Origin of the sequence: Acidovorax sp. Leaf78, assembly GCF_001422735.1 — a bacterium.
Taxonomy (GTDB): domain Bacteria; phylum Pseudomonadota; class Gammaproteobacteria; order Burkholderiales; family Burkholderiaceae_C; genus Acidovorax.
This window is the reverse complement of the sequence record NZ_LMLZ01000020.1, coordinates 707,254-733,400: the sequence shown is the minus strand read 5'-3', so window position 1 is coordinate 733,400 and position 26,147 is coordinate 707,254. Positions and strand designations below refer to the sequence as shown.

25 protein-coding genes and 2 pseudogenes are annotated in these 26,147 nt (G+C 65.7%); 6 read left to right on the top strand and 21 right to left on the bottom strand.

Annotated elements, in window-relative coordinates; genetic code table 11:
- Positions 1–12: 12 nt before the first annotated feature.
- From ASF16_RS14840 to ASF16_RS14825, 4 genes are all read right to left on the bottom strand, one after another.
- Positions 13–1,017: a sulfate ABC transporter substrate-binding protein gene (locus ASF16_RS14840; protein ID WP_056168445.1), complete on the bottom strand. Its 1,005-nt coding sequence runs from the start codon at positions 1,015–1,017 to the stop codon at positions 13–15.
- Between the two features lie 241 nt (positions 1,018–1,258).
- Positions 1,259–1,852, bottom strand: a complete 594-nt coding sequence (locus ASF16_RS14835; RefSeq protein ID WP_056168442.1) for an alpha/beta hydrolase — start codon at positions 1,850–1,852, stop codon at positions 1,259–1,261.
- Positions 1,853–1,925: 73 nt separating this feature from the next.
- Positions 1,926–2,567 (bottom strand): peroxiredoxin, encoded by a 642-nt coding sequence (locus tag ASF16_RS14830; RefSeq protein ID WP_056168439.1) that lies wholly within the window; start codon positions 2,565–2,567, stop codon positions 1,926–1,928.
- A gap of 120 nt (positions 2,568–2,687) precedes the next feature.
- A complete protein-coding gene (locus tag ASF16_RS14825; RefSeq protein WP_056169297.1) occupies positions 2,688–3,416 on the bottom strand; it encodes an AAA family ATPase in 729 nt (242 codons plus the stop codon).
- Between the two features lie 200 nt (positions 3,417–3,616).
- Here ASF16_RS14825 and ASF16_RS14820 point away from each other — a divergent pair, with 200 nt between their 5' ends.
- Genes ASF16_RS14820 through ASF16_RS14810 form a run of 3 tightly spaced genes read left to right on the top strand, consistent with a single transcriptional unit; the run spans position 3,617 to position 6,529 of the window.
- Complete coding sequence (locus tag ASF16_RS14820) at positions 3,617–4,558, top strand: hypothetical protein (RefSeq protein WP_056168436.1); 942 nt, start codon at positions 3,617–3,619, stop codon at positions 4,556–4,558.
- A gap of 58 nt (positions 4,559–4,616) precedes the next feature.
- Positions 4,617–5,231, top strand: coding sequence for a sigma-70 family RNA polymerase sigma factor (locus ASF16_RS14815; protein ID WP_056168434.1), 615 nt, complete (start codon positions 4,617–4,619; stop codon positions 5,229–5,231).
- Complete coding sequence (locus tag ASF16_RS14810) at positions 5,228–6,529, top strand: ankyrin repeat domain-containing protein (protein WP_056168431.1); 1,302 nt, start codon at positions 5,228–5,230, stop codon at positions 6,527–6,529. Before ASF16_RS14815 ends, ASF16_RS14810 begins: the two co-directional genes overlap by 4 nt.
- Positions 6,530–6,536: 7 nt before the next feature.
- On the opposite strand, the gene ASF16_RS14805 is transcribed toward ASF16_RS14810, so the two are convergent.
- The 3 genes from ASF16_RS14805 to ASF16_RS14795 form a co-directional block, all read right to left on the bottom strand.
- Positions 6,537–7,406, bottom strand: a complete 870-nt coding sequence (locus tag ASF16_RS14805; protein WP_056168428.1) for an HDOD domain-containing protein — start codon at positions 7,404–7,406, stop codon at positions 6,537–6,539.
- A gap of 102 nt (positions 7,407–7,508) precedes the next feature.
- The gene (locus tag ASF16_RS14800) at positions 7,509–8,084 is read right to left on the bottom strand and encodes a GNAT family N-acetyltransferase (protein ID WP_235507384.1); all 576 of its coding nucleotides are present in this window, start codon (positions 8,082–8,084) and stop codon (positions 7,509–7,511) included.
- Positions 8,085–8,101: 17 nt separating this feature from the next.
- On the bottom strand, positions 8,102–9,049 hold the full coding sequence (locus tag ASF16_RS14795; RefSeq protein WP_056169294.1) for a LysR family transcriptional regulator: 948 nt from the start codon (positions 9,047–9,049) through the stop codon (positions 8,102–8,104).
- 144 nt (positions 9,050–9,193) lie between these two features.
- Here ASF16_RS14795 and ASF16_RS14790 point away from each other — a divergent pair, with 144 nt between their 5' ends.
- Positions 9,194–9,838 (top strand): FMN-dependent NADH-azoreductase, encoded by a 645-nt coding sequence (locus ASF16_RS14790; protein WP_056168422.1) that lies wholly within the window; start codon positions 9,194–9,196, stop codon positions 9,836–9,838.
- A gap of 220 nt (positions 9,839–10,058) precedes the next feature.
- Here ASF16_RS14790 and ASF16_RS14785 read toward each other — a convergent pair whose 3' ends face one another.
- The 3 genes from ASF16_RS14785 to ASF16_RS14775 all read right to left on the bottom strand — a co-directional run bounded on the left by ASF16_RS14785 (position 10,059) and on the right by ASF16_RS14775 (position 12,931).
- Complete coding sequence (locus ASF16_RS14785) at positions 10,059–10,610, bottom strand: NADPH-dependent FMN reductase (RefSeq protein ID WP_056168416.1); 552 nt, start codon at positions 10,608–10,610, stop codon at positions 10,059–10,061.
- A gap of 236 nt (positions 10,611–10,846) precedes the next feature.
- Positions 10,847–11,644: a MetQ/NlpA family ABC transporter substrate-binding protein gene (locus ASF16_RS14780; protein ID WP_056168414.1), complete on the bottom strand. Its 798-nt coding sequence runs from the start codon at positions 11,642–11,644 to the stop codon at positions 10,847–10,849.
- 186 nt (positions 11,645–11,830) lie between these two features.
- On the bottom strand, positions 11,831–12,931 hold the full coding sequence (locus tag ASF16_RS14775) for a DUF6817 domain-containing protein (protein ID WP_056168410.1): 1,101 nt from the start codon (positions 12,929–12,931) through the stop codon (positions 11,831–11,833).
- A 263-nt stretch (positions 12,932–13,194) separates the two neighbouring features.
- Between ASF16_RS14775 and ASF16_RS14770 the strand changes: the two genes are divergently transcribed.
- Both ASF16_RS14770 and ASF16_RS14765 read left to right on the top strand, forming a co-directional pair.
- Complete coding sequence (locus ASF16_RS14770) at positions 13,195–13,794, top strand: helix-turn-helix domain-containing protein (protein WP_056168408.1); 600 nt, start codon at positions 13,195–13,197, stop codon at positions 13,792–13,794.
- Positions 13,791–14,375 carry a GNAT family N-acetyltransferase gene (locus ASF16_RS14765; protein ID WP_082516934.1) on the top strand — a complete coding sequence of 195 codons (585 nt, stop codon included), beginning with the start codon at positions 13,791–13,793 and terminating at the stop codon, positions 14,373–14,375. Before ASF16_RS14770 ends, ASF16_RS14765 begins: the two co-directional genes overlap by 4 nt.
- Positions 14,376–14,621: 246 nt before the next feature.
- On the opposite strand, the gene ASF16_RS14760 is transcribed toward ASF16_RS14765, so the two are convergent.
- The 11 genes and pseudogenes from ASF16_RS14760 to ASF16_RS14715 form a co-directional block, all read right to left on the bottom strand.
- A complete protein-coding gene (locus ASF16_RS14760) occupies positions 14,622–15,950 on the bottom strand; it encodes an ABC transporter substrate-binding protein (protein WP_056168406.1) in 1,329 nt (442 codons plus the stop codon).
- 166 nt (positions 15,951–16,116) lie between these two features.
- Positions 16,117–16,650: pseudogene (locus ASF16_RS27185) on the bottom strand (cache domain-containing protein); the annotation flags it as partial.
- Positions 16,651–16,674: 24 nt separating this feature from the next.
- Positions 16,675–17,166: pseudogene (locus tag ASF16_RS27180) on the bottom strand (methyl-accepting chemotaxis protein); the annotation flags it as partial.
- 612 nt (positions 17,167–17,778) lie between these two features.
- A complete protein-coding gene (locus ASF16_RS14750) occupies positions 17,779–18,603 on the bottom strand; it encodes a carbohydrate ABC transporter permease (protein WP_056169288.1) in 825 nt (274 codons plus the stop codon).
- Between the two features lie 19 nt (positions 18,604–18,622).
- Positions 18,623–19,498: a carbohydrate ABC transporter permease gene (locus tag ASF16_RS14745; RefSeq protein ID WP_056168401.1), complete on the bottom strand. Its 876-nt coding sequence runs from the start codon at positions 19,496–19,498 to the stop codon at positions 18,623–18,625.
- A 12-nt stretch (positions 19,499–19,510) separates the two neighbouring features.
- Positions 19,511–20,842, bottom strand: coding sequence for an extracellular solute-binding protein (locus tag ASF16_RS14740; RefSeq protein WP_056168399.1), 1,332 nt, complete (start codon positions 20,840–20,842; stop codon positions 19,511–19,513).
- A 94-nt stretch (positions 20,843–20,936) separates the two neighbouring features.
- Complete coding sequence (locus ASF16_RS14735) at positions 20,937–22,031, bottom strand: ABC transporter ATP-binding protein (RefSeq protein ID WP_056168396.1); 1,095 nt, start codon at positions 22,029–22,031, stop codon at positions 20,937–20,939.
- A 14-nt stretch (positions 22,032–22,045) separates the two neighbouring features.
- Positions 22,046–22,810 (bottom strand): cytochrome b561 domain-containing protein, encoded by a 765-nt coding sequence (locus ASF16_RS14730; RefSeq protein ID WP_056168394.1) that lies wholly within the window; start codon positions 22,808–22,810, stop codon positions 22,046–22,048.
- 12 nt (positions 22,811–22,822) lie between these two features.
- Positions 22,823–23,755 carry a hypothetical protein gene (locus ASF16_RS14725; RefSeq protein ID WP_056168390.1) on the bottom strand — a complete coding sequence of 311 codons (933 nt, stop codon included), beginning with the start codon at positions 23,753–23,755 and terminating at the stop codon, positions 22,823–22,825.
- Positions 23,752–24,699 carry an SMP-30/gluconolactonase/LRE family protein gene (locus ASF16_RS14720; protein WP_056168387.1) on the bottom strand — a complete coding sequence of 316 codons (948 nt, stop codon included), beginning with the start codon at positions 24,697–24,699 and terminating at the stop codon, positions 23,752–23,754. Before ASF16_RS14720 ends, ASF16_RS14725 begins: the two co-directional genes overlap by 4 nt.
- A complete protein-coding gene (locus ASF16_RS14715) occupies positions 24,696–26,144 on the bottom strand; it encodes an aldehyde dehydrogenase family protein (RefSeq protein ID WP_056168385.1) in 1,449 nt (482 codons plus the stop codon). Before ASF16_RS14715 ends, ASF16_RS14720 begins: the two co-directional genes overlap by 4 nt.
- Between the last annotated feature and the right edge of the window lie 3 nt (positions 26,145–26,147).

Sequence of the window (26,147 nt, the reverse complement as noted above, 5' to 3'; positions counted from 1 at the left end):
AAGCGCGCTGGCTTACTTGGCGCCGGGCGTGTAGATCTTGTCGAACTGGCCGCCGTCGTTGAAGTGCACCTTCTGCGCTTCGGTCAGCGAGCCGAAGTACTTGGCCACCGTGAACTGCTTGAGCGGCTTGAAGGTGTCGGCGTACTTCTTGAGCACGGCTTCCGAACGCGGGCGGATGGCATGCTTGGCGGCGATTTCCTGGGCTTCGTCAGAGTACAGGTAGTCCAGGTAGGCCTTGGCCAGCTGGGCCGTGCCCTTCTTGGCCACGGTGCGCTCGACCACGGCCACGGGGTTTTCGGCCACCACGCTCACCGACGGGTAGATCGCATCGACCTTGCCAGCACCGAACTCGCGGTCGATGGAGACCACTTCGGACTCGAACGTGATCAGCACGTCGCCCTGGTTGCGCTGCAGGAAGGTGGCGGTGGCATCGCGCCCGCCCTTGGCCAGCACGGGCACGTTCTTGTAGAGCTTGCTCACGAATTCTGCGGCCTGCGCTTCGGTGCCGCCCTTTTCGCGGATGGCGCCCCAGGCGGCCAGGTAGGCGTAGCGGCCGTTGCCGCCGGTCTTGGGGTTCACCACGATGACTTGCACGCCGGGCTTGATGAGGTCTTCCCAGTCCTTGATGCCCTTGGGGTTGCCGTTGCGCACCAGGAACAGCATGGTCGAGGTGGTGGGCGATGCGTCGTGCGGGAATTTCTTGGTCCAGTCCTTGGCCACCACGCCGTTGTCGGCCAGGAACTGCACGTCGGTGGTCGTGTTCATGGTGACCACGTCGGCCGCCAGGCCGTCGTTCACGGCACGCGCCTGGGCGCTGGAGCCGGCGTGCGACTGGTCGATCTTGATGTCCTGGCCGGTGGTCTTCTTGTAGTGGGCAGTGAAGGCGGCGTTGTAGTCCTTGTAGAACTCCCGCGCCACGTCATACGACACATTGAGCAGTGAGTTCTGCGCTGCGGCCATGCCGCTGGCGGCCAAGGCCAGAGAGGCCAGGAGAGTCTTGAGTTTTAAAGAGGTCATGGTCGCTTCGCCCGAAGGTGCTGGTACTGGAGATGCGCCATTGTGTGGATCAACGGCTTAAAACTCAAAAGAATATATTCTTGTTAAATAATCAGCTATTGGCATATAGATTTTCTATGGCCGGGCGGCGGACGAAAGCCGCCGCTGATGCGTGTCGCGCGCAAGGATTGCGCTCACAGCCAAACACCCTCTAGCGCTTGCAGTACAAGCGCCAGTAGCTACAAAATTGATAGCTAGCAATCTACAGCGCGGCCGAAGACGCCTGCGCCTGCTGCGGGGCCGGCTGGGCGGCCTGGGCCCGGAGGGCGGGTTCACCCTCCAGCGACTGGAGCAGCGCCCAGCCCAAAGGCCATTCCCCATGGCCGGATTCGATGTTGATGTGCCCTGCGTTCTGCATGCGCACGAATTCGCTGCCCCAGGCCCGCGCATAGGCGCCCGCCAGGCGGATGGGGCAGTACGGGTCGTTGCTGCTGGCCACCACGATGCTGCGGTACGGCAGTGCGGCATACGGCACCGGCGCGAAGTCGCTGAGCACCGCGCGGCGCTCGGGGTCGGCGGGGGCCACCAGCAAGGCGCCGCACACGCGGGCCGCAACCTCGGGGCTGATGTGGCTGGTGGCGATACAACCCAGGCTGTGCGCCACGATCACCACGGGGTTCGGTGCCGCAAGCACGGTCTTTTCAAGCTGTCCCACCCAGGCCGCGCGGGTGGGCGTGATCCAGTCGTCCTGCATCACGCGGCTGGCGTGCGGCAGGCGCTCGGCCCACAGGCTCTGCCAGTGGCCGGGACCGGAGTCGCGCCAGCCGGGAACGATGATGATGGAGGTGGTGGTCACGAAGATCAGGGGCCGGCCACGGCGTTGCGCCGCGGCCCTGCCCTGTGGTTATGGTTTTTGTCTTCTGCCGCGCTTACTTGTTGGGCTGGGGCGTGATGCGCAGGTAGGGGCGCACGGCCTTGAAGCCCTTGGGGAAGCGCTGCGCGATCTCGGCCGGGTCCTGCAGGCTGGGCACGATGATCACGTCGTCGCCGTCCTTCCAGTTGGCGGGCGTGGCCACCTTGTGGCTGTCGGTCAGCTGCAGCGAGTCGATCACGCGCAGGATCTCGTCGAAATTGCGGCCCGTGCTGGCGGGGTAGGTGAACGTGGTGCGGATGACCTTCTTGGGGTCGATGATGAACACGCTGCGCACGGTGACCGTGGTCGATGCGTTGGGGTGGATCATGTCGTAGAGGTCTGCCACCTTCTTGTCCGCATCCGCCAGGATGGGGAAGTTGACGGTGGTGTTCTGCGTCTCGTTGATGTCGCCCACCCAGCGGTTGTGCGAATCGACCGGGTCCACGCTCACGGCGATGGGCAAAACGCGGCGCTTGGCGAACTCGCCGCCCAGCGCGGCCGTCTTGCCCAGCTCGGTGGTGCAGACGGGCGTGAAGTCGGCGGGGTGCGAGAACAGCACGACCCACGAATCACCCGCCCATTCGTGAAAACGGATGGTGCCGGCAGTGGATTCCTGGGTGAAGTCGGGGGCGGTGTCGCCGAGTCGCAGGGTGACCATGGAACGTGCTCCTTGAATGTCTGATGGGTCATTCTGCGAGCCGGCCTTTAAAACCCAAACGAATATATAGCTCTTACTTAATGTCCAAAAGGTCTATAGGGCTGATCCACTTCGGGGCGTTCATCCTTCGAGCAGGCGCTGGAGCCGATCCGGATAGTTGTTCAAAAAGTCGTGTGTCACCACATAGTGCTCGGTCTCCTCGAACGCGACTTCGGACAAACCGCCGCCGTCGAACTGGATGATCTTGGCATTCGGGTAAGACAGCAGGATGGGCGAGTGCGTGGCGATGATGAACTGCGACTTGTCCTCGACCAACTGGTGAATGGCCGCCAGCGCAGCCAACTGCCGATTGGGCGACAGCGCAGATTCAGGCTCGTCCAGCAGGTACAAGCCCTTGCCCTGGAATTTGTGGGTGAGCAGCGCCATGAACGCCTCGCCGTGGGAGCGGGCATGCAGCGACTTGCCGCCGTAGGACTCCAGGTAACCTACCTCGTCCATGTAGGTCGCGACGTTGAAGAAGCTCTCGGCCCGCAGAAAGTAGCCATCCTTCGGCGCGCGGTAGCTGCGCGCCAGCCGCAGCACCTCATGCAGGGACGACTCGGACCCCGCGGTGGCCAGCTGAAAGTTGCGGGTGCCGCCCTCCGGGCTGTAGCCGAGGGCGAGGGCAATGCCCTCCAGCAGCGTCGACTTTCCAGAACCGTTTTCACCCACGAAGAACGTCACGTCCGGGTGAAACTCCAGCCGACCTAACTCGCGGATGGCGGGTATGTTGTACGGGTAGGTGTCGTAGTCGATGGCTGCATCCGGGCGGATGCAGACGCTCTGGAGGTAGGGTTTGGCAGACAGCATGTGCCCCATGCTAACGGGCGCAATGACCGGCTGCGGCGGCGCCATGGCCTTGCCGCCCAGGCACACGCACACGCACAGGCACAGGCAGGCCGTGCATCCTGAACTTTGGAAAAATTTTCAAATTTTTCAGCGCCGCTTAACCCCATTCGCCCGCCCCGTTCGTTTCACCCAGCACCAACAACCACTTTGATGGAGCTGCCATGACAACCGGTGCATTCACCGTCCCCGCAATCACCCACGCCGCAGTCGCGGCCCTGACTGCCGTGCTGACACTGGCCAGCGCGCCGGCGCATGCCGTCGGCCGCCTGGCCGACATCACCATCGTGGACCGCGACACCGGCGCCACGCTGCCGGTCCACTACGCCAGGGGCGAGTACTGGGTGGCGGGCCGGCCGGGGGCACGCTATGCGGTCACGGTGCACAACCGCAGTGGGGAGCGCTTGCTGGCCGTGCCGTCGGTGGACGGTGTGAACGTGCTCAGCGGCGAGACCGCGGCCTGGGACCAGCGCGGGTATGTGTTCTCGCCATACGAGCGCTACCAGATCACCGGCTGGCGCAAAAGCAGCAGCGAGGTGGCAGCGTTCGAATTTTCGAGCATCGCCAACTCCTATGCCGGCCGCACGGGCCGTCCAGCCAACGTGGGCGTGATCGGGGTGGCACTATTCCGCGAGCAGCAGCCAGTGGCGGTGCCGTCCATCACGCCCGAGCCCTACCGCCAGCGGCGCGAGGCACGCGACAGCGCCGAGCTGCAACGCAGCATGCCATCTGCCGGTGCCCTGCCCCCGCCACCCGCATCGCCTGCATCGCCTGCAGCGGCGGCGCCTGCCCCGGCCGCTGAAGCGGACTCCTCTGCCGCTGCGCCATCAGCTCTGTCGGAGCGGTCCGCTAACAGCGTGGCCAAGTCGATGCCGGCACCCTCGCCCCGGCTGGGCACCGCCCATGGCCAGCGCGAGACCTCGGTCGTGTCGCACACCACCTTCACGCGCCTGCAGGACCAGCCCAACGAGGTGATCAGCATCCGCTACGACAGCCGCGCCAACCTGGTGGCCAGCGGCGTGATCCGCGAGCAGCCTGCGCGCGCACCGTCGCCCCGCGCATTCCCGCAGTCGGACAACGTGTCGTATGTGCCCGACCCGAATTGAACGGCCCGCAGGCTGCAGCCGGTGCATGCCGGCCTGCCACGCGACGCGCCGACGGTGAATGGGCGCCTCGCATAATGCGCGGGTGCCGACCGCCCCCTCCTCCGACGATGCCGACAACGCCGACGAAACGCTGATGCAGCGTTTTGCCGCCGGAGATATGGGCGCCTTCGACACGCTGTACGGCCGGCACGAGCTGGCGGTGTGGCGGTTTGTCTATCGCAGCGTGAAGGTCCAGGCGGTGGCCGACGACCTGCTGCAGGATGTCTGGTTTGCCGTGGCGCGCAGTGCGGGCGGCTACCAGGCCACCGCCAGGTTCCGCACTTGGCTGTTCACCCTGGCGCACAACCGGCTGGTGGACCATCTCCGCACCGCCCGGCAGCATCTGAGCCTCGATGCCAACGACGACACGGAGCGCAGCCTGGCGGACACGCTGGCCGCCGACTCCGGCTTCGGACCCGTGCGCCAGCTGCAGTCCCGCGAGCAGGCCGCCGCCCTGATCGCTGCGGTGGAGCAGTTGCCCTTCGAGCAGCGCGAGGCCTTTTTGCTGCAGGCCGAAGGCGACCTGAGCGTGCAGGAGATTGCACAAGCCACCGGTGTCCATTTTGAAACGGCCAAGAGCCGCCTGCGCTATGCGCGGGCCAGCCTTCGCCAGCATCTGCAGGAGTTTGCATGAGCGCGCCGGACCACGACGAGCTGACCGAGCGGTACCGCCAAGCCAGCGCCCAGGACGATGCCCGCCCCGGCGCGCAGGTCCGCGATGCCGTGCGTGCGCATGCCCAGATGCTGGCGGCTGCGGCCTTAGGATCAGGCTCGGCGTCTGCCGCTGCAGCGCCGTCGCCGACCACAGCCGCACCGGGGCGCGCCGCCGCGAACCAGTCGTACTGGAAGCTGTCGGCCCTGGCCACGGTGGCGGTGATGGGCCTGACCGGTTTGCTGCTGCTGCAGTTTCAGCGCGGAACGCCCGAAGAACGCGAAGTGGCATTCGGGGAACGCCAAGTGGCGGCATCGCCCCCCGCGGAGTTGCCGGCGCCTGAACCTGCAGCACCAACCACCTCGCCACCCACTGCACCACCTACCGCGCCTTCTGCGGCGGCGGATGCCAACGTTGTCCCGGCGCCTCCACCGCCCACGGCAGCGCCCTCCCAGGCAACGCAGGACCGCGCTGTGGACCAGCAAAGACGTGCGGCCCAACGCGCAGCCCAAGAACGAGTGGACCCGGCAGAGACACCCCCGAGGCCGCAGGCCAAGTCGGCCCCTGCCCCTGCGGCCACCGAGGCCGAGTCCGCCCGGCGAGAGCCAGGCAGCAACGCAGCAGCACCCCGGCTGCCCGCGCCCGCTCCGCTGGTGACCGATGGCGCTGTGGCACCACAGACCGCGCCTGCGCCAGCACCCGCACCCGTGCAGACGCCGCAGCCGTCACCGTCGCCACCGGCAGGTCCGCCCAACCCATCCGCCGCGCCTGAAGCATTGCGCGAGCGGGCCACCGCGCAACGCATGCCTGCCGCCCGGGATGCGGCGCGATCTGCCGAGGCACCTGCGCCGGCAAACGCCCCTGCGCCCGCGCCGACGCCTGCCGCCCAGGCATCCCCCGCAGCGCCTCCAGCCCGTAGCCTGCAAAGCAGCAATGCGGCCAGCGGGGGCGTTGCGGCCGGTGCCGCTGCAGCCAAGCCCAGCGCCGCCAGCGAGCCCCGCGACGCGTTGGCGCAGGCGTTGCGCCAGGCAGCGCGTGAGGGCCGCACCCAGCGCGTGGAGCAACTGGTGCACCAAGGCGCCCCCCTTGACGCCCGCGACGACACGGGCAAAACGGCGCTGATGCTGGCCGCCGCCAGCGGCCAGGCGGACACCGTTCAGCGGATCATGGCCCTGGGTGCCAATCGCGCACTGGCAGACCAGGCAGGCCTGACTGCCGCGCAGCAAGCACGCCGCCTGGGCCACGTGCGCACCGCAGACCTGATCGACGCGGGGCCCTGACTGGCTCCTAGAACCGCACGGCTTCAAACGCTGGGTGCAGCTCGTCGATCCAGTGGTCCAGCTCTTCCGGCGGGACCGCCAGGTGGTCCATGCAGGCCTGGCCGTGATCCTGCCATTCCCGCGTGGGCGGCAGGTTGTCGTGGTGGTTGACCAGGTACTCGGCCAGCATCCCCAGCGCCACCAGGTGGCGCACCGTGGGGTTGAAGCGCTCGTCGCCCAGGCACGCAAAGTCGTGGTGCAGCCAGATGGCCTGCGCCACGTCGCCGGGCAGATGCCAGGTGCGGGCCACGATGGCGCCCATCACCGCGTGGTCGGTGCGGTGGTTGGCGTTTTCGGTCTGGGTGAAGGTGCGGTCCCTGCGGGCCAGTGCTTCGGTCACGGTGGACCCGTAGCCGCGCACCGCCTTCACCAGCACCGGCATGCCCACATGGCAGAACAGCCCGAAGCTGTAGCCCAGGCCGGGGTCGAAGCTGTAGAGCTGGCGGCCGATGTGCTCGCAGGCGATGGCGCGGCGTTGGGAGCTTTCCCAGAAATGGTCGAGCAGCGGCGAGCGCACCAGCAGCGCGTTGCGGGTGATGAAGGCCGACAGCAGCTCCACCGACGGGTGCAAGCCCAGCACCGTGAGCGCCATGCCCACGGTTTGCACCGGCTGCGCCAGCGCGTGCAGCGGGCTGTTGGCCAGGCGGATCAACGCCGCCGCCATGGCCACGTCGGAAGAGGCCAGCTGATCGAGCGCATCGGCGTCGATCTCCGGCTCGGCCATGATGGCCTGCAGCCGCAGGAGCGACTCCGGGCACGGAGGAATCACGATGGCCCGCACGGTAGGGTGCGTGCGCACCTGCCGGATGTGCTGGTCGATGGGGTGGGCAGAAGTCAAGGCGCGTCCCGGGCAGCGCGCACGGTTGTGCGCTGTGGCCCACTCAGTTTCAATTGGTTGCATTGTGGCGCCAAAAATGGGGCGCCGGTACAAACCTCTGCGTCAGGTGGACGCTCGGCCGAGGTAGGGGGTCAATGGCTGCTGGTACATCGCCCGGTCTGCCGCGCGCTGGTACAGCGCTGCCACATGGCCGTTGGCAAAAACCTGCTCGCCCACCCGCACGAAACCACACCGCTCGTAGTAGCGGCACAGGCCGGGGTTGCCTGCGGAGCAATCAAGCCGCAGCCATCCCCTGCCTTGCGCCGACACATGGCGCTGCGCCCAGTCCATCACCCAGCTGCCGATGCCCGCGCCATGAAATCCGTTGTTGATGGCCAGGCCGTGCAGGTACCCCGCCACGGGCGGTTGTGTGCCCCAGTAGGGCTCGTCGTCCCACTGGATGCACGCCGTGCCGATGTCTTTGCCCGCGTGGCTCACCACATGCATCTCGCCACGCTCGATGGCGCGCGCCACGCGGCGGGCGGAGTCGCCGTGCGGCCCCCAGGCCAAGTCCCCGCGCTCGACCTTGTACCGGGTGGCGTCGTCCATGATGGCGATGAGCGATGCGGCGTCGCTACCGCAGGCCTGGCGGACCGAGATGCCCGGCCAGTCCACCGCGCCGAGCCTCGCCTTTTCCACGTCCACCTCCGCACCACTCAGATGTTGGAGCCGTCCACACCGTCCATCGCCTGCCGGGTGACTTGGCTGCTGCGGCCCGGCATGGCCTCGCCCAGGTAGTCCAGAAACCGGCGCACCGCGGGCGACAGGCCGCGGCGCGACGGAAAGACGGCGTGCACGATGGCGGGCAGCGGTGCCCAGTCGGGCAGTACGCGCACCAGGCGGCGGGCGCGGATTTCTTCGTAGCACATGTAGTCCGGCATCCAGCAGATGCCGGTGCCGGCCATGGCCGCGATCTTGAGCGTGAGCAGGTCGTCGGCCACATAGCGCGGCGCATGGTGCACGACCTGGTGCACACCACCGGGGCCGATCAGGTTCCAGGTGGACCGGCCGTCGGGCGCCGACATGGCGATGCTGTCCAGGCGCGCCAGATCTTCCAGCGTTTCAGGGGTGCCCTGGCGGATGAGTTGCTCGGGGCTGGCCACCAGGATCTGCGTGGCGTGGTCCAGCCGCTTGACCACCATGCTGCCGCTGTCCTCCACCGACGGCCGCACGCGCAGTGCTACGTCGACGCCCTCCTCCACCAGATTCACCGCGCGGTTGCTCACCATGATCTCGACCCGCACCTCCGGGTAGGTGGCCAGGAACTTGGGCATCAGCTCGGCCAGCACGGTCTGCGCCAGGGTCACCGGGCAGCTCACGCGGATGGTGCCGCGCGGCGCTGTCTGCACCTGGGCCACGGTGTCCGCCGCCGCCTGCGCCGACTCGCGCATGGCCTGGCAATGGCGCAGGTAGGCCTCGCCGACTTCCGTCAAAGACAGCTTTCGGGTGGTGCGCTGCAGCAGGCGCACGCCCAGGTGGGTTTCCAGGTCCGACACGCGCCGCGACAGGCGGGACTTGGGAATGCCGAGGGCGCGCCCAGCGGCTGCAAAGCCCCCGCGCTCCACCACTTCAGCGAAATACAGCATGTCGTTGAGGTCTTGCATAAAGTTCATCGTTCCACTGATAGAACAATCTATCGCAAGTTCACTACCTTATCAACATTTTGATGAGTGCCCACAATTCATCCCATGGCCACACGCCGTGGCACCTACCGAATACACATCCAACACACTCCAAGGAGTTCTTTCATGCAACTGCTTCACATCGACTCGGCCATCACCGGCGAACAATCCGTCTCCCGCGAGTTGACCGCACGCACCGTGGCTGCCTGGAAGGCTGCACACCCCGGCACCACCGTGCAATATCTGGACCTGGCCGCCCAAGCGCCTTCGCACCTGTCGGCCCAGTCGATGGGTTTTCGCACCGGCCAGGCCGCTGCCACCGACGTGGAGCGCCAGGAAAACGCGCTGTCCGAAGCGCTGGTGAGCCAGTTCCTGGCCGCTGACGTGGTCGTGATCGGTGCGCCGCTGTACAACTTCTCGATCCCCAGCCAGCTCAAGGCCTGGATCGACCGCCTCGCCCAGGCCGGCCGCACCTTCAAGTACACCGACAAGGGCCCTGTGGGCCTGGCCGGCGGCAAGACGGTGATCGTGGCATCGAGCCGCGGCGGCGTGTACTCCACCAGCGAAGGTGGCCAGGCCATGGAGCACCAGGAGAGCTACCTGAAGGTGGTGTTCGGCTTCTTCGGCATCACCGACGTGCGCTTCGTGCGCGCTGAAGGTGTGGCCATGGGGCCTGACGCCAAGGCTGCAGCCCTGGTCAACGCAGACCGCGATGTGCAGGCGCACACGGCGGCAGCCGCCAACCAGGCCAGCGTTACGCAAGCGGCCTGACGCTGTCGCGCCCTGCAGGGTATGCCGTGGTGGATGCCGCGGCGAATGCAGCGGCTGATCAAGACAAGTGCACGAGCCCCGCGTCGCGGGGCTCGTGCATTTTTGCCCGTGCCTTGGCGGGCTCCGGGCGCACACCTTGCGCCCTTTGAAAAGCGGCTGGTCACCCTGGCCATCCGGGCAACCGCTTCGCAGGGTGGCGGGCTTCAGCCCGTCGCCGGCATTACGCCTGGTGCTGGCGCACCCAGGCCACATACTTGTCCACCCAGCCTTGCAGGAACTTGCGGCTGGCCTCGCCCACGTTGCCGTCGGCATCGAACAAACCCTCCTTGGCGTGGATAAAACCTTCGGGCTGGCCGAGCGTGGGCATGTCCAGGTAGGCCAGCACGTTGCGCAGGTGCTGCTGCGACATCGCAGTGCCGATGGCCCCGACCGACGCACCGATCACTCCCGCCGGCTTGCCGGCCCATGCGCTCTGGCCGTACGGACGCGAGGCGTGGTCGATGGCGTTCTTGAGCACGCCGGGCACGGACCGGTTGTATTCCGGTGTCACGAACAGAACGCCGTGCGCGGCCTGGACCTCGCCCTTCAAGCGCAGCACCGAGGCGGCCTGCTGGCCGTCGTCGTCCTGGTTGTACAGCGGCAGGTCGTCGATGCGCAGCTGGGTGAACTTCACGTCCTGCGGCGCCAGGCGGGCGAGCGCAGTGGCCAGTTGGCGGTTGAAGGAATCCTTGCGCAGGCTGCCGACGATGACGGCGATGTTGAGCTGGGCCATGGGGGTACTCTCCTTGGTGATCGATGCCGGTGGTTTGCAAACGGGGGACCACGCATCCTAGGGGGTGCACCTGGGGGTATCAAGCGCACCGGCTGCGGCAGCCCTGCCCCACGCAAGGGCACTGCGGCCCATTGCTATCAAAAAAATAGCTGCCAGCGCTTTTATACCAAGCGGTGGCAGCCATTTTCATATCGAAACAATGTCGGCGTTCAGGCCGGCACCGGTTCTGGGGGCCATCAGAAGCCCGGCAGCACCGATCCCTTGAACTCGGTCTGGATGAACTTCTTCACCTCTTCCGACTGGTAGGCCTTCACCAGCTTTGCCACCCAGGGCTTGTCCTTGTCGGCTTCGCGCACGGCGATCAGGTTGACGTAGGGGCTCTTGGCGTTTTCTTGCGCGATGGCGTCCTTGCCGGGGTTCAGGCCTGCGGACAGCGCGAAGTTGGTGTTGATGGCCGAAGCGTCCAGGTCATCGAGCGAGCGGGGCAGTTGGGCCGCGTCGAGTTCGACAAACTTGAGCTTCTTGGGGTTGCTCACCACGTCCAGCGGCGTGGCCTTGAGGTCCGCGCCGTCACGCAGCTTGATCAGGCCCTTGTCCTGCAGCACCAGCAGCACGCGGCCACCGTTGGTGGGGTCGTTGGGGATGCCGAACTTGGCGCCTTCCTTCAGGTCTTCGAGCTTCTTGACCTTCTTGGAGTACAGGCCGATGGGGAAGTTGACGGTGTAGCCCACGGGCACCAGCTTGTAGCCGCGGTCCTTGACCTGGGCATCCAGGTAGGGCTTGTGCTGGTAGCTGTTGGCGTCCAGGTCGCCAGCGGCCAGCGCGGCGTTGGGCTGCACATAGTCGCTGAACTCGACGATCTGGATCTTCAGGCCGTCCTTCTCGGCGATCTTCTTGACCTGCTCGAAGATCTGGGCATGGGGGCCGCCCGTGACGCCGATCTTCAGCGGCTTGTCTTGCGCCATCACGCCGGTAGAGAAACCTGCGGCCAGGGCCAGGGCGAGAGTGGTTTGCAGCAGCGAGCGCTTGTTCACGAGGGACACCTTTTCGTTAAGAGATGTTTCGCATATTAGGGTTTACCCAATAAAACTGGAACGAATAGGTTCTTATTTTCTTAGAACCTAGGGGCATAAAGAAACCCCGCATGCGCCAATCGCACTCGCACTGATTCGACCCAATGATGTCGGTGTCACCCCAGACCGAGAGGAGCTGCAGATTGCCTAAGCTCTGAGCGCCACGTTGTTCAGCTTGTCCAGCCGCTCGGGCCAGGTGCCGTCCACGGTGGCGCCCTGCAGCAGGATGCGCGTCCACGCCACCCAGGCGTCCCACTGCACACGCTTGTCCCACGAGTTGCCCCAGGCGCTGAAGAGTTGCAGTGCACTGGCCGCAGCCACCCGCGCGTCGTCCTTGCGCCCGGCCGAGAGGTACAGCTGCGCCAGCACCATCTGCGGCTCGCCCACCCAAGGGTTGTGGCGCACGGCGCTTTCCAGCACGCCGGTGGCCACGTCCAGGTCCACCAGCGGCTGGTCCTGCTGTATCACCGACCAGTACAGCGACGCGGCCGCAGCCTCGTCGGCCGCAGCCAGGGGCTGGGTGCAGTGGGCGAACACGGGCGGCGTGGGCAGCAGGCCCTTCAGACCCGGGTGCTGCAGTGCGAGCGCGAGGCCATTGATCTGCGAGACCATGCGCCCGCTGGGCCGCATCGGGCCGGGCCACAGCGAGGCCGCCCAGTGCACCGGTTGCGGACGGTGCTGCACCGCCGGAAAGCGCGAGAAGATGTCGTCCTGCCAGCTGAACCACTGCTCGATGGTGTCGGCCATGCTCACGATGATGAACACCGCCACCTCGTACGGCGTGAGCACGTGGCGACCGCCGCCTTCGCCCGCGTCCTGCTCCAGCACCAGACTGCCGTCGCCCTCCAGCGCACCGGCCAGCACCTTCTGCACGAACTGCGTGCGCGACTGCGTGCAGAACAGATACACCAGGTGCTCGGCCGACTCGCCCGCGATCTCGCGCACGCGGGCCCGTTCCTTGGCGGGGTCGAACTTCACCAGGTCCACGAAGGCATTGCCGTACACGCTGTGCAGCAGGCCCAGCAGCCGCACATCCCGCGGCTGCTGCCACACCGTGAGCGACCGCGCCACGCCGACCAGGTGATGCCGGAAGGTGCCCGCCTTGTGCCAATCCTGGCCCACGTTGCGCGCGAGCACGGTGGGCAGGACGGGCGCCAGGTCGGGGTCGCGGGTCAGCCATTCATCGTCCAGCAGATGCTGCGCACGGGTGAACAGGTCGGCGTCCAGCGGTTGCAAAGGCAGGTTCATGGGTCTTGTCTCCTGGGATTTTTTTGGCGAATACAACGCACACACAGTATCAGGAGTGGCGGCGTGCACCGTGCCAAAGCATTTTGCAGCGCACTTATGAGCAAAAAATGGCTCTACCGCTTGCCTGCCAAGCGCAAGCAGCTATCAAAACAGGAGCACCTCTGATTCGACGGTGACACCGTCGCGCGTCGAGTGATGAATCCATCAGCGTGGAAATCCGCCGTATCCAGTTTTATGGATTTAATTTCCATTAAACTGCCTTCATGGACATCAACACCCGCATTGCCCAACGACTGCGCGATCTGCGCACCGCACGAGGCTATTCGCTGGAGACCCTGGCGGAACGCAGTGGAGTGAGCCGCTCCAACATCTCGCTGATCGAGCGCGGCCAGAGCAGCCCCACTGCGGCGGTGCTCGACAAGCTGGCCATCGGCCTGAGCGTGGCGCTGGCGTCGTTCTTCGAGGACAGCAGCGACAGCGACCACGGTGCAGCCCCATCGCCCCTGATCCGCGCTGCCGATCAGCCGCAGTGGCAGGACCCGGCTTCGGGCTACGTGCGCCGCCGGCTGTCACCGCCCGCCCCTTCGCCGCTGCAACTGGTGCAGGTGGTCTTCCCGCCCGGCCAGCGCGTGTCGCTGGACTCGGCAGTGCATGACGCCGACATCCACCAGCAGGTCTGGCTGATCGAAGGCCGCATGGACCTGACCGTGGGCGAGACCACTTGGGCACTGGCCGCGGGCGACTGCCTGGCCATGCAGCTGAACCAGCCCATCGTGTTCCATAACCCCGGCGCCCAGCATGCGCGCTACGTGGTCGCCTTGACCACCCTCCCCTTCGCCCCCACCGCCCGAAGAAAACCATGACCGACGCCACCCTGTCACCCTCAACCTCCACGGCCCAGGCAGCCATTGCCGCCGACGCGTCCAGCATTACCATCCGCCGCCTGGGCGCCAACGAGGCCGCCGCCTGCGCTGAGGCCCTGGCCGAGGTGCTGATCGACTGCGTTCAGGGCGGCGCATCCGTCAGCTTCATGTGGCCCCTGCCGCACGACAAGGCGCTGGCCTTCTGGTGCGGCGTGGCCGATGGTGTGGCGCGCAACGAGCGCGTGCTGCTGGTGGCCGAGGACGCAGAAGGAATCATCGTGGGCACGGTGCAGCTGATCACCGCCATGCCCGACAACCAGCCCCACCGCGCCGATGTGGCCAAGATGCTGGTGCACCGCAAGGCCCGCCGCCAGGGCGTGGCCCAGCGCCTGATGGCCGCCGTGGACGACGCCGCACGCGATGCGGGCAAGACCGTGCTGGTGCTCGACACCGTGACCGGTGGCGACGCCGAGCGGCTGTACGAGCGCGCCGGCTGGCAGCGGGTGGGCGTGGTGCCCGACTACGCGCTGATGCCTGATGGCGCCTTCTGCGGCACCACCTTCTTTTGCAAGCGTGTTTGAAAGAAGCAAGGGAGCCGAAGACTCCGAGGGTCTGACATGGACCAGGGATCTGAAGAGCTAGTGGAGTGTGGTCGAGGGCGTGCGAGGGTTTCGAAGGCAACCCACCCATCTGTTCGCACACCATCTGCCGTGGCGCACATGCACCGCTGGAGTTCGCCCCACCGTGCGTCACCCCGCCCCGTACCTCTGGCACCCGCCGAACTGCCCGCACCGCAGATCGCGCGGCGCACCCTTCGGCATGGCCCGTCAGGTGATGTAGCCCTCGCGCTGCATGATTTTCTTCACTGCCTGCGCTGCATCGTTCAACGCGGCTTCGGCGGGTTGGCGGCCGGCTATCACGCTGTGGATGCTTTTGCCCAGCACATCGGTGTTGATCTCGTCCCACTGCGGAATGATGGGCCGCCAGTTGGGGTTGGCGTCGCCGATGCTGCGCGACAGCATCTGGAACTCCGGGTACTTCTTGCCCAGTCCCTCGTCCGCCAGGGTAGACATGCGGTGCGGCACGCCGCCCAGGTGGCACACCGCCTTGTCCTGGGCTTTCGACGTGAGCCACTGCATCAGCAAAAACGCGCTGTCGGCGTTCTTGGAGTTGGTGGGGATGGCCAGGCCCAGACCTCCGGTTTGTGATGCATACCGGCTGCCGCGCGGATGCCTGGCAAAGGCCACCTTGCCGTTCACCTTGGACAGCTTGGGGTCGCGCACCGCGCCGAAGATCAGGGTGGAGTCGAGGTACATGGCGGACTCGCCCTGCAGGAAGGCATTGATCATCTCGCTCTGGCCGAAATTGAGCGCCCCTGCCGGTCCGGTGTCGATGATTTTCTTGAGCAGCTGCGCCGCGCGCACGCCCGCCGCATCATTGAAGCGGGGCAGCCAGCTGTTCTCGAAGATGCCGCCATTGAGCGGATTCAGGTGCAGCAGCCAGGCGTGCACGCACTGGTGCCCCTCTTTTCCGCGGGATGCGAGCGCCCCCATGCCGGCCTTGTCATGCAACACGGGCAGCAACTGCTCCAGCTCGAAGTAAGACGTGGGCGGCTTCGCATTGAGCTTCTCGAAGACATCGGTGCGGTACGCCAGCACCGAGGTTTCTGCGCCGTAGGGCATGCCGTACAGCTTGGCCGCGCCGCCTGCCAGGTAGCCCTTCCACCCGCCCACCAGCCCGATGTTTTCGAGAAAGCTGGGGATGATGTCGGGCAGATCGAAGTCACCGGGTGTGAGCTGCGGGTTCTTGAGGAAGGGCTCGATCTCCCGGATGAAGTTCTTCTTGACGTACTCGCCCTTCCACATGACGACGTACGAAATCAGGTCATAGTCCCCCTGGCCCTTGGCCATCTCGGACAACTGCTTTTTCTTCATGTCCGCGATGGGCAGTTGCTCGAACTCCACCTTGATGCCGGTCTCTTCGGTGAACCTGGGAAACAGTTTGACGGCAGCGTCGTAGTGGTGGTGCTTGGGGAGGCACAGGCTCACCTTCTGGCCCCGGTAGCGGGCGTAGATGTCGGCAGATCGCGCCGAGGGCGCAAAGGCTAAAGGGACGGCTGCGGCGCATGCCGACTGGATCAAGGCTCTTCGTTTCATACGGTCTTTCACCCATTCCCTGGTTGGTTCATGACTTCGACAACACCTGCAACAACACGGGCAATCCCAATCCCAATCGCATCCGGACCTGCACTCACTCGGTCATTCAAGCCTGCGTCCATCCGCCCTGTCATGCGCATGCCTTCGCCCATGTCCATGCTGACGTTCACTCGATGTCCAGCACGTAGATGCCAGACGAGACGAACGTGTCCCCCACCCGCTGCACGTAGGCCTTTTTCACCATGACGCGCTGCGTCACCGGATTGAGAATGTGGTACGGCGCAGACCACCCGCTGTTGCGGTCCCGGGCCAGATCGCGGGAGTTCTTGACGATGAGCACGCCGTTGAAGTCCTTCATGTCGATCAGGGTCTTGCCCACGTTGGCGGGGTTGGCGCCATGGGCCAGGTTGCGGCCGCCGAAGTCGTACACGGTGATGTAGAGATCGCGGTCCTTGAAGGCAGTGCCGCGGGTGAATTCGGCGTAGGCCTTTTCCGGCCCCACTTGCTGAATGAGCGCCACGGCGCGCCGCACCTGCTCTTCCGCCTCGCGCGCCGAACCGTTCAGCGTGAAGACGTTCACCGACTCGACCAGCCGGGCCGCCTGCATGCGCAACTGCTGGGACGCAGCGGCCGTCTGCTCCACCAGCGCGGCGTTCTGCTGCGTGGCCTGATCGATCATCTCGATGGACTGGATCACCTCGCCAACGTTCTGGCGCTGGGTGCGGCTCGACTGCGCGATCTCCGTCATGATGCGGGTCGCGCTGTGGATGGCGTCGGTCATGCCGGTCAATTGCTTGGCGGCGGTGTGCACCAGGTTCGCGCCGGTGGCGATGCGGTCGTTGCTGCCGGTCAGCAGTTCCTTGATCTCCTTGGCTGCACCAGCGCTGCGCTGGGCCAGCGACCGCACTTCGCTGGCCACCACGGCGAATCCCCGGCCCTGCTCACCGGCGCGGGCCGCCTCGACTGCGGCGTTGAGCGCCAGGATATTGGTCTGGAACGCAATGCCGTCGATGAGCGAGATGATGTCCGAGGCGCGTGCCGAGTCCGAGGCGATCTGCTGCATCGTCTGCTGCACCGAGGCAAAGGCCCGGTTGCCGTGCTCGCCCGCCTTTGCCGTCTGCTGCGCAATCGTGTTGCCGGAGTCGGACTTCTCGCCGACCAGCGAGGCGCTGCTGGCCAGCGCGTCGATGGCGTCGGACGTCTGCCGCAGCGACATGGCCTGGCGCTCCGTGCGCTCGGACAGGTCGGTGTTGGCCTGCGATATTTCGTCGCTGGCGATGGACACCTCCTGTGCGCCCGCCCGCACTTTGGTGACCACCTTGGTCAACGACTCCTGCATCTCGCGCATCGCCGTCATGAGGGGCGAAAACTCGTCGGCCACCGGGTCGTGGATCAGCGTGGTGAGGTTGCCCACCCGCACATCGTCATTGAACTTGCGTGCCAGCGCCACCCGCCTGCGCAAAACACTGCCCACCCACCACGCCAGGGCCAGCAGCCCGCCCACCACCAACGCCACCGTGATGCCCAGCATCTGCTGCGCGGCCCCTGCGCTGTCGGCGATGGGGCCCGCGTCGGCCAAGGTCGCTGCCTTGCCCAGAATGGTGATGAGACACCGGGACACCTGCCACGCCCCCAGCAACACCAGCGCGGCCAGCGTGGTCGACAAGGCAAAAAGTTTCTGCGCAATGCTCAGCTTCTGCGTGAATCTCATAAGGTGCGATGCAAGGACAAAAATGGAGGGGAAAGCGGGTGCCAACGAGAACCGTCGAGCGAACGAAGAGGCCGGATGGTCGAGTGAGTGGGCTAGCAAATGGGCGAGCGAGGCCTGTCAGCCCTTCACAGCGCCTGCAGTCAGCCCGGTGATGATCTGGCGCGCCGCCACGAAGGTGAAGATCAGCGGCGGTATGGCGATGAGGCTGCCCATGGCCATGACGCGCCCCCAATCCACGCCCATGTCGGTGATGAAGAGCGAAGCGGCCACCGGCAAGGTGCGGGAGTGGCGGTCGGTGAGTACCAGCGCCAGGATGAACTCGTTCCAGGCAATGCGAAACGTGAAGATCGACGCCGCGGCCAGCCCCGGCGCCATGAGCGGCAGGAGCACCTTGGTGAACACGCGGATGGGGCCGCAGCCGTCGATGGCGGCGGCTTCCTCCAGCTCGACAGGCACCTGGAGCACGAAGCCGTACAGCAGCCAGATCGTGAACGGCAGGTTGACCGCCACGTACAGCAGGACCAGGCCCCACAGGCTGTTGACCAGATGCCATTCGTTCCAGATGAGGAACACCGGGATCGCCATGACAGCCAGCGGCACCGTTCTGAGCAGCAGCGTGGTGTACGCCAGCGCATGCCGTCCGGGGAAGCGAAAGCGCGCCAAGCCATACGCCGCCATGCAGCCCAGGATCAGCGTGACCGCCGTGGAGACGATGCCGACGAACAGGCTGTTGTACAGGTAGCGGTCGAACTTGTCTTCCTGCAGGACTCCGCGGTAGTTCTCCAGCGTCGGGGTGAAGATGAAGTTGAGCGGCTCCGCAAAGATGTCGACCTGCTGGCGAAGACTGGTCGCAAAAATGACGACGATGGGAGCAATGCACAAAAAGGCCAGACTCACCAGGATGGCGTAGTGGGCGGTGACGATCACGGGGGAGCGTTTCATGGACATGTCACGGCCTCATTCACTTCTTGGCATCCAGCGGGTTGGAGATGCGCAGCGCTGCAAACGACAGCGCGGCCACCACCACCAGCAACAGCACGGAGATCGCTGCAGCCACGCCCAGTTGCTGGCCCACGAAGGCGGTCTTGTAGATGTGCAGGGCCAAGATCTCGGTCGAATCGCCAGGCCCGCCGAAGGTGAGCACGTAGATGACTTCCAGCACACGGAAGGCATCGACCAGCCGCATCATCAAGGTGATGGCGATGACGTGCGCGATCATGGGCAGCTTCACCAGGGTGGTCATTTGCCACCAGTTGGCGCCGTCGATGCGCGATGCCTCGATCACGGCGCCATCCACATTGGCCAGCGCCGCGACCATCATGATGAAAACGAATGGCGTCCACTGCCAGATGTCGGCAATCACGATCGCAGCGAACGCGAGCGTGGGGTCAGCCAGCCAGGTCAAGGGTGCGATCTTGAACAGGCCCAGCACAGCATTGATCAGGCCGAACTGCGCATCGAACATGTAGCGCCACGCCAGGCCCACCGCGATGGGCGCGATCATCATCGGCAGGATGAACAAGGTGCGGAAGATGGCAGTGCCCCGCACGGGCCGCTCCAGCGCCAATGCCAGCGCGATGCCCAGCAGCATCTCGGCCGTGACGCAGACGCCGGCAAACAGCAGCGTCGTCCAGAGCGACGACCACACCCGCGGGTTGGTGAAGGCCGCCACGAAGGCATCGAGGCCGACCCAGCGGGCTTCGCTCCACGGCGTGCCCATGCTCCAGTCGTACAGGCCCAGTTGAAAGGCCGAGAGGACCGGGTAGAGGCAAGCCGCTGCCATGATCAGCGCGGCGGGCCCTACGTACAAAAGAGGAACCCAGGCGGGTGTGCGCATGCCGTGCGCTCCTCAGACCTTGTAGCCGGCTTCGCGCATGATCTGCGTGACGGGTGCCACCAGATCATTGAGCGCGGCCTCGGCGGTTTTCTTGCCGGTCAGCGCCTCCGAGATGCCCACGCCGAGCGCCTGCACATTGATCTTGTCCCAGACGGGAATGATGGGGCGCCAGTCGGGGTTGGAGTACTTGAGCGCCTCCTTGAAAGTGATGAACTCGGGGTACTGCCGCACCAGGTCGGCGTCGGACATCGTCGAGTTGCGCGTGGGCGCGCCGCCCACCTTGGTCACCGCCTTGTCCTGCGCCTTCGACGTCAGCCACTGCATGAGCAGAAAGCCCGCGTCGGCGTTCTTGGCATTCTTGGCAATCGCCAGGCCCAGGCCGCCGGACTGCGAAGCCCTGCGGGTGCCCATGGGGTGCAGGGCCCAGCTCACCTTGCCTACGACCTTCGACTTGGCCGGGTCGTTCACCAAGCCCGCGAGAGACGTCGAGTCGAGGTACATGGCGGCCTGCCCCTGCAAAAAAGCCGTGTTGCTCTCGCCCTGCCCGTACCCGGCAATGCCTGCAGGGCCGGTGGCAACCACTTCCTGCAGGAACTTGAGCGCGGCGATGCCCGCCTTGTCGTTGAATCGCGCGCGCCACTGGTCGTCGAACACGCTGCCGCCCAGCGGATTCAGGTGCAGCAGCCAGGCGTGCACCGCCTGGTGGCCTGCCTGCCCGCGCGACGCCAAGGCGCCGATGCCTTCCTTGTCCTTGATGACCCGGAGCAAGTCGCCAAACTCGGCATACGTCTCGGGGACTTTGAGGTTGTGTTTGGCAAAGATGTCCTTGCGGTAGGCCAGGACGGACGTCTCTGCGCCGTACGGCAGGCCATAGAGCTTGGCGCCCGGCCCCGCCAGATAGCCCTTGGGGCCGCCCACCAGGCCCAGGTTTTCCAGGTAGACCGGGATGATGTCCTTGATGTCGTAGGCGGGGTCGGCCAGTGCAGGGTTTTGAAAGAATGGCTCCAGCGGCCGGATCAGGTTCTTGGCGACGTACTCGCCCTTCCACATCACCACATAGCAGCCCAGGTCGTAATCGCCCTGCGGCTTGGCCATTTCGAGCAGCTGCTTTTCCTTCATGCGGCCCATGGCCAGGCGGTCTGTCTCCACCTTGATGCCGGTCTCCTTGGTGAACTCCGGCAGGATCTTCATCATGGCGTCGTAGTGCGGGTGCGACGGCACGCTGAAGGTCACCGTCTGGCCTGCGTACTTGGAGTAGCGGCTCTGCGCGTGGATGCCGCTGAAAGGCAGGCTGGCACCGAACACCGTGGCGCTGGCACTTTTTACGAAATCGCGTCTTTTCATGGGTGTCTCCTGGGGGGCGAATGGGGGTACGTTCAGACGGGGGGAATCCGTGAAACCTGTGGGAACAAGTTCATTGGTTCAGTGCTTGGAGGATTCAAGGGTGCAGAGAGGTGCCGGAGTCGGTGTCGAACACATGCATGTCTGCGGTGTCAAAACCCAGGTCGATCCGCTGGCGCAACTGGCTTTGTGCATTGCCGGGCAGCATGGCCGCCACGCGCTGGCCGGCGGGCGTGTTCATGTGGCCCACCACCTGGCTCTCGGTGCCCAGATACTCCACGACATCCACATTCAGGCTGAGCACGCTGTGGTGGTCGGCGCGGGGGCGCAGGGCCTGGGGGCGCAGGCCCAGTGTCAGCGCCTGGTCCGCGCGCGGAGGCTGGGCCGCGAGCCAGTCGGGCGCGGTCCAGGCAAACCCCTCGCCGCGCAGCACGCCAAGGCCTTGCTCCGTGGTGTAGCGGGCCTTGAAGAAGTTCATGGTGGGCGTGCCGATGAACCCCGCCACGAACAGACTGGCCGGACGCGTGAACACTTCGGACGGCGTGCCGATCTGCTGGATGCGCCCCTTGTCGAAGATCACGATGCGCGAGGCCAGCGTCATGGCCTCGACCTGGTCATGGGTTACGTACACCGTGGTCTTGGCCAGCCGTTCGTGCAGCATGGCCAGCTCGGCGCGCATGTGGCCCCGCAGTTTGGCGTCCAGGTTGGACAGCGGCTCGTCGAACAGGAACACCTTGGGCTCCCGCACGATGGACCGCCCGATGGCCACACGCTGGCGCTGCCCACCCGACAGCTCCTTGGGCTTGCGCTCGAGCAGATGCTCGATGTTGAGAATACGGGCGGCCCCGGTCACCTTGTCAGCGATCTCGGCCTTGGACCGGCCCGAGAGCCGCAGCGCAAAGGACATGTTCTCGGCGACATTCATGTGCGGATAAAGCGCGTAGTTCTGGAACACCATCGCGATATCGCGGTCCATGGGGGCGGCGTGGGTGACGTCCTTGCCACCGATCAGGATCTGCCCTTGCGTGACTTCTTCCAGGCCCGCAATCATCCGAAGCGTGGTGCTCTTGCCGCACCCGGACTCCCCGAGCAGCACGATGAATTCGCCTTCGTGGATTGCCAAGTCCATCTGCTGCACGACAGTCACGTCGCCGAAGCGCTTGACCACGTTGCGTAGTTCCAGTCCTGCCATGTGTTCTCCTGTGCTTATCGTTGTGGTGTGGGTGCGGCCGGTGGCGGCGGCCCGAACTTCTTTTGCCACTGCGCGGCCGTGTAGCGCCGCACGCCCCAGCCCACCGGCGGCTGCCGGCTCGCCGGCGTGCCGGTATCGGGGCCCCAGATGGCTTGGTAGGTGTCCATGCAGCGGCCTCGGTACTGCAGGTAGGCGAATGCCGTGCCCAGTACCAGCCACCAGACGGCCAGCACGATCCACATCCACCGCGGCGCATCGGCCGCATAGAGGCCCAGGAAGATCGTGACGACAGCTGCCAACAGCGCGATGTAGCCACCGGCCTTGTGGACATACTCGAAAGTGACCCGGGTGGCCGTCATGTCGTAGTGGTCTCCGCGCATGTGCGCCGCGGTGGGGCCGCCCTTGGTGCCCCTGGCCCACGCCGACGCGACCTGCACGATCGCCAGCCCCAGCACGCACCACCCCATGGCACCGTGCAAGGCGGCCGCCTGGCCCGCCGCACGGGCATTGCTCCAGGCCAGGCCGATGCCGACGAGCATCAGCGCAAAGCCGCTGTATTGCAGGGTGCGGTGCGCATGCCACCAGGCCTTGTTGTCGCGCACGGTGGGCCAGTTCTGGCCCGGCATCACCTTGAAGAAACGGGCGACCAAGATGCCCAGGGGCAGCAGCACCGCCCACGCCAGCACCATGACGCGTGCATGCCAGTAGGCCCAGGGGGCGATCTCGTGGTGTGTGGCGCCGCTGATGGGCGTCAACAGCCACTGCATCAAATCATTCATGGGCAACCCACCTCAAGCGCGGCACAGCACGCGCGAGACATCCGGTTCGCGCTGTGTGGCCACGAAGCGCTCGAACTGCAGCGTCTCCATGTTGAAGTAGCCGAGCAGGTCGTTGTCCTGGCTCACAAACGCCAGCGGCCGGGTGGGATGAAAACTCAGGGCGATGGCCCGGGCGTCCATCTGCACATGGGCCAGCTCCTGCAGGGTTGCCGGGTCCACGATCGACAGGCTGCGTGCCCCGTAGTTGGTCACCACCAGCCGACCGTCGCGGTAGAGGTACAGGCGTGTGGCATCGTCGCGGGACGGAGCCTGGTACTGCACCTGCATGGTCGCCGTGTCGATGGCGCACAGGGTGTTGCTCCAGCGGCAGGTCACATACAGCGTCTTCTCGTCGGCGCTCAGCGCGTATCCCTCGGGCTTTTCGCCGGGCGAGCAGGCGACGGGGGCCACGGTGGCGTCGTGCGGCTGGATCTTCGTCACGGTGTGCGACAGCAGGTTCATCGAGTAAGCCGTCTGGCCGTCGCGCGTCAAGGCGAACAGGTGGCTCTTGATGCCGCCGGTGCTGACCGCCCGGCGGGGTGCGGTGTCGGTGGCGGGGTGGTCGAGGACCACGAGCTGCGCGCGGTCCTCGCTCAGGGCATAGAGGCGGTCCTGCACGTCCATCTGCATGCCGTGCAGCCGGTTGAACGGGGCGATGTCGATGGTGCGAGCCAGCTCGCGGCGGGCGATGTCCACCTGGAAGATCTGCGTGCCCCCAAAGCCCAGATGGCCGGATGTCTCGACCCCGTAGTGGCCGATGTACGCGTACTGCTCGTTGGAGTCGATCACGAACTCGTGCGGAAAGTCAGGCAGCTCGATGCTGGCCAGGCGCTCGCCGCTGTCGATGTCGTAGTAGCTCAGGCAGTGGCTGCACTTTTCCACCAGCAAAAGGATGTTGTCGGTCATGGTCGGACGACTCCGTGGGTATTGAGAACGATGCTGTAGAGCGACGTGCTGGCGGTGATGAACAGCGTGTCGCCCCGCACACCTCCGAAAGTGAGGTTGCCGACCTTTTCAGGCACCAGGATCTTTCCGAGCAGCGTCCCGTCGGGGTGGTACACCTGCACGCTGTCCCCGCTGCTGGTGTAGATCCAGCCGCAGTGGTCCACGCAAAACCCGTCCGGCAGGCCGGGCGAGATGTCGGCGAAGACGCGCGGGTTCTCCAGGCTGTGCCCGTTCACGTCGAACACCACGATGTGGTGGTTGCCCGTGCCGTCCGCGCTCAGGGCGGCGGAGGTGTCGCTCACGTACAGCAAGCGCTCGTCGGGCGAGAAAGCCAGCCCGTTGGGCTCCTGCACGAAGTCGGACGCAGCGTGCAGCGCGCCGTCCGCCGGGTCATAGCAAAACACATGGTTCGCTGGCAGTTCGCGCGGCGCCTTGTAGCCTTCGCGGTCGCTCAGGATTCCGTAGGGCGGGTCGGTGAACCAGATGCAGCCATTGCCCTGCACCACGACGTCGTTGGGCGAGTTCAGCCGCCGTCCATTGAACTCCCGCACCACCACCTCGTCGATGGTGTCGGCGCGCACGATGCCCTGCACCTGCGGAGTGCGAACGATGGCACGCAGCCCGTGCGAGCAATGCAGAAGATTGCCTTCGTTGTCCAGCACATGGCCGTTGGTGAACTCGACCTGTTCGCGCCACACCGACATGCCGGCACTGGCAGACCAGCGCAGGATGCGGTTGTTGGGAATGTCGCTCCACAGCACCGAATCGTCGTGCGGCAGCCAGACTGGGCCCTCGCTCCATATGGCGCCTGTGCACAGTCGGCGTAGCGACGCGCCAGCAAATACCGGTGCCACGCGCGGGTCCAGGACCTGCAAGGAGGAAGAAGGAAATTCGTTCACGGTCATGCGTGGATGTAGGCCGTCTTCACAGTGGTGAAGAATTCCTTGGCGTGGGTGCCCTGCTCGCGGGGGCCGTAGCTGCTTGCCTTGCGCCCGCCGAAGGGCACGTGGTAGTCCACGCCGGCGGTGGGCAGATTCACCATCACCATGCCGGCCTGCACATGGCGTTTGAAGTGCATGACATGCTTGAGGCTGGCGGTGGCGATGCCGGCCGACAGGCCGAAGGGCGTGTCGTTGGCCACCTGCAGAGCCTCTTCGTAGTCCCGCACGCGGATGACGCTGGCCACCGGCCCGAAGATTTCCTCGCGGTTGATGCGCATCGACGGCAGGCTGTCCACAAACAGCGTGGGCGCCATGAAATAGCCCTTGTTCGCGCTGCCGGTGTGGCAGCGCACCGGATGGCCGCCCAGGGCCAGGGTCGCGCCTTCGGCACGGCCGATCTCGGCGTACTCCAGGTCCTGCTCGAGCTGGCTCTGGCTGACCACCGGCCCCATGTCGGTGCCGATGGCACGCGCATCGCCCACCTTGATCTTCTGCAGGCGCTCTTGCAGCGCCGCCACGAACGCAGGGTAGATCTTGTCGGTGACGATCAGCCGGCTCGAGGCCGTGCAGCGCTGGCCCGTCGAATAGAAACCGCTTTGCGCGCTGAGCTCGACCGCCTGGGCAAGGTCTGCATCGTCGAGCACGACCTGGGGGTTCTTGCCGCCCATTTCCACCTGCACCTTTTTGCCCAGCTGCGCGCACATCACCGAGATGCAGCGGCCCACGCCCACCGAGCCGGTGAAGCTGATGGCAGCGATGTCGGGGTGGCGGGTCATCGCCTCGCCCACCACACGCCCCTGGCCCATGACCAGGTTGAACACACCAGCCGGAATGCCGCTGCGCAGGATGATGTCCGACAAGGCCCAGGCGCAGCCGGGCGCCAGCTCAGCGGGCTTCAAGACCACGCAGTTGCCAAAAGCCAGGGCGGGCGCGATCTTCCATGCAGGGATGGCGATCGGGAAGTTCCAGGGCGTGATCAGCCCCACTACGCCCACCGGCTCGCGGCTGACATCCACGCCCACGCCAGGGCGGATGGATGGAAGGGTGTCGCCCGCCATCCGCATGCATTCGCCGGCGAAGAACTTGAAGATATGGCCTGCCCGCGTCACCTCGCCAATGGCCTCGGGCAGCGTCTTGCCCTCCTCGCGGGCCAGCAGGTTGCCCAGCTCTTCCTTGCGGGCCAGGATCTCGGCAGCGATCTTTTCGAGTGCGTCGTGCCGGGCCTGTATGCCCGTCTGGCTCCATGCGGCAAACGCATTTTTCGCGGCCAGCACCGCGGCATTCACGTCGTCGGTGTCGCCCTGGGCGTATTCACCGATCACGTCGGACACGTCGCTGGGGTTCGTGTTCGCCGCATAGGCAGCAGCAGGCGCACGTTCGCCGTTGATGAGGTTGTCGTAACGAAGCATGTC

Excerpts from the sequence above, each read along its gene's own strand:
- ASF16_RS14715 (WP_056168385.1), bottom strand. The coding sequence starts at position 26,144 with ATGCTTCGTTACGACAACCTCATCAACGGCGAACGTGCGCCTGCTGCT.
- ASF16_RS14790 (WP_056168422.1), top strand. The coding sequence starts at position 9,194 with ATGCAACTGCTTCACATCGACTCGGCCATCACCGGCGAACAATCCGTC.
- ASF16_RS14750 (WP_056169288.1), bottom strand. The coding sequence starts at position 18,603 with ATGAAACGCTCCCCCGTGATCGTCACCGCCCACTACGCCATCCTGGTG.
- ASF16_RS14775 (WP_056168410.1), bottom strand. The coding sequence starts at position 12,931 with ATGAACCTGCCTTTGCAACCGCTGGACGCCGACCTGTTCACCCGTGCG.
- ASF16_RS14745 (WP_056168401.1), bottom strand. The coding sequence starts at position 19,498 with ATGCGCACACCCGCCTGGGTTCCTCTTTTGTACGTAGGGCCCGCCGCG.
- ASF16_RS14765 (WP_082516934.1), top strand. The coding sequence starts at position 13,791 with ATGACCGACGCCACCCTGTCACCCTCAACCTCCACGGCCCAGGCAGCC.
- ASF16_RS14825 (WP_056169297.1), bottom strand. The coding sequence starts at position 3,416 with ATGCTGTCTGCCAAACCCTACCTCCAGAGCGTCTGCATCCGCCCGGAT.
- ASF16_RS14730 (WP_056168394.1), bottom strand. The coding sequence starts at position 22,810 with ATGAATGATTTGATGCAGTGGCTGTTGACGCCCATCAGCGGCGCCACA.
- ASF16_RS14720 (WP_056168387.1), bottom strand. The coding sequence starts at position 24,699 with ATGACCGTGAACGAATTTCCTTCTTCCTCCTTGCAGGTCCTGGACCCG.
- ASF16_RS14840 (WP_056168445.1), bottom strand. The coding sequence starts at position 1,017 with ATGACCTCTTTAAAACTCAAGACTCTCCTGGCCTCTCTGGCCTTGGCC.
- ASF16_RS14830 (WP_056168439.1), bottom strand. The coding sequence starts at position 2,567 with ATGGTCACCCTGCGACTCGGCGACACCGCCCCCGACTTCACCCAGGAA.
- ASF16_RS14820 (WP_056168436.1), top strand. The coding sequence starts at position 3,617 with ATGACAACCGGTGCATTCACCGTCCCCGCAATCACCCACGCCGCAGTC.
- ASF16_RS14795 (WP_056169294.1), bottom strand. The coding sequence starts at position 9,049 with ATGCAAGACCTCAACGACATGCTGTATTTCGCTGAAGTGGTGGAGCGC.
- ASF16_RS14760 (WP_056168406.1), bottom strand. The coding sequence starts at position 15,950 with ATGAAACGAAGAGCCTTGATCCAGTCGGCATGCGCCGCAGCCGTCCCT.
- ASF16_RS14785 (WP_056168416.1), bottom strand. The coding sequence starts at position 10,610 with ATGGCCCAGCTCAACATCGCCGTCATCGTCGGCAGCCTGCGCAAGGAT.
- ASF16_RS14770 (WP_056168408.1), top strand. The coding sequence starts at position 13,195 with ATGGACATCAACACCCGCATTGCCCAACGACTGCGCGATCTGCGCACC.
- ASF16_RS14810 (WP_056168431.1), top strand. The coding sequence starts at position 5,228 with ATGAGCGCGCCGGACCACGACGAGCTGACCGAGCGGTACCGCCAAGCC.
- ASF16_RS14735 (WP_056168396.1), bottom strand. The coding sequence starts at position 22,031 with ATGGCAGGACTGGAACTACGCAACGTGGTCAAGCGCTTCGGCGACGTG.
- ASF16_RS14740 (WP_056168399.1), bottom strand. The coding sequence starts at position 20,842 with ATGAAAAGACGCGATTTCGTAAAAAGTGCCAGCGCCACGGTGTTCGGT.
- ASF16_RS14725 (WP_056168390.1), bottom strand. The coding sequence starts at position 23,755 with ATGACCGACAACATCCTTTTGCTGGTGGAAAAGTGCAGCCACTGCCTG.
- ASF16_RS14815 (WP_056168434.1), top strand. The coding sequence starts at position 4,617 with ATGGGCGCCTCGCATAATGCGCGGGTGCCGACCGCCCCCTCCTCCGAC.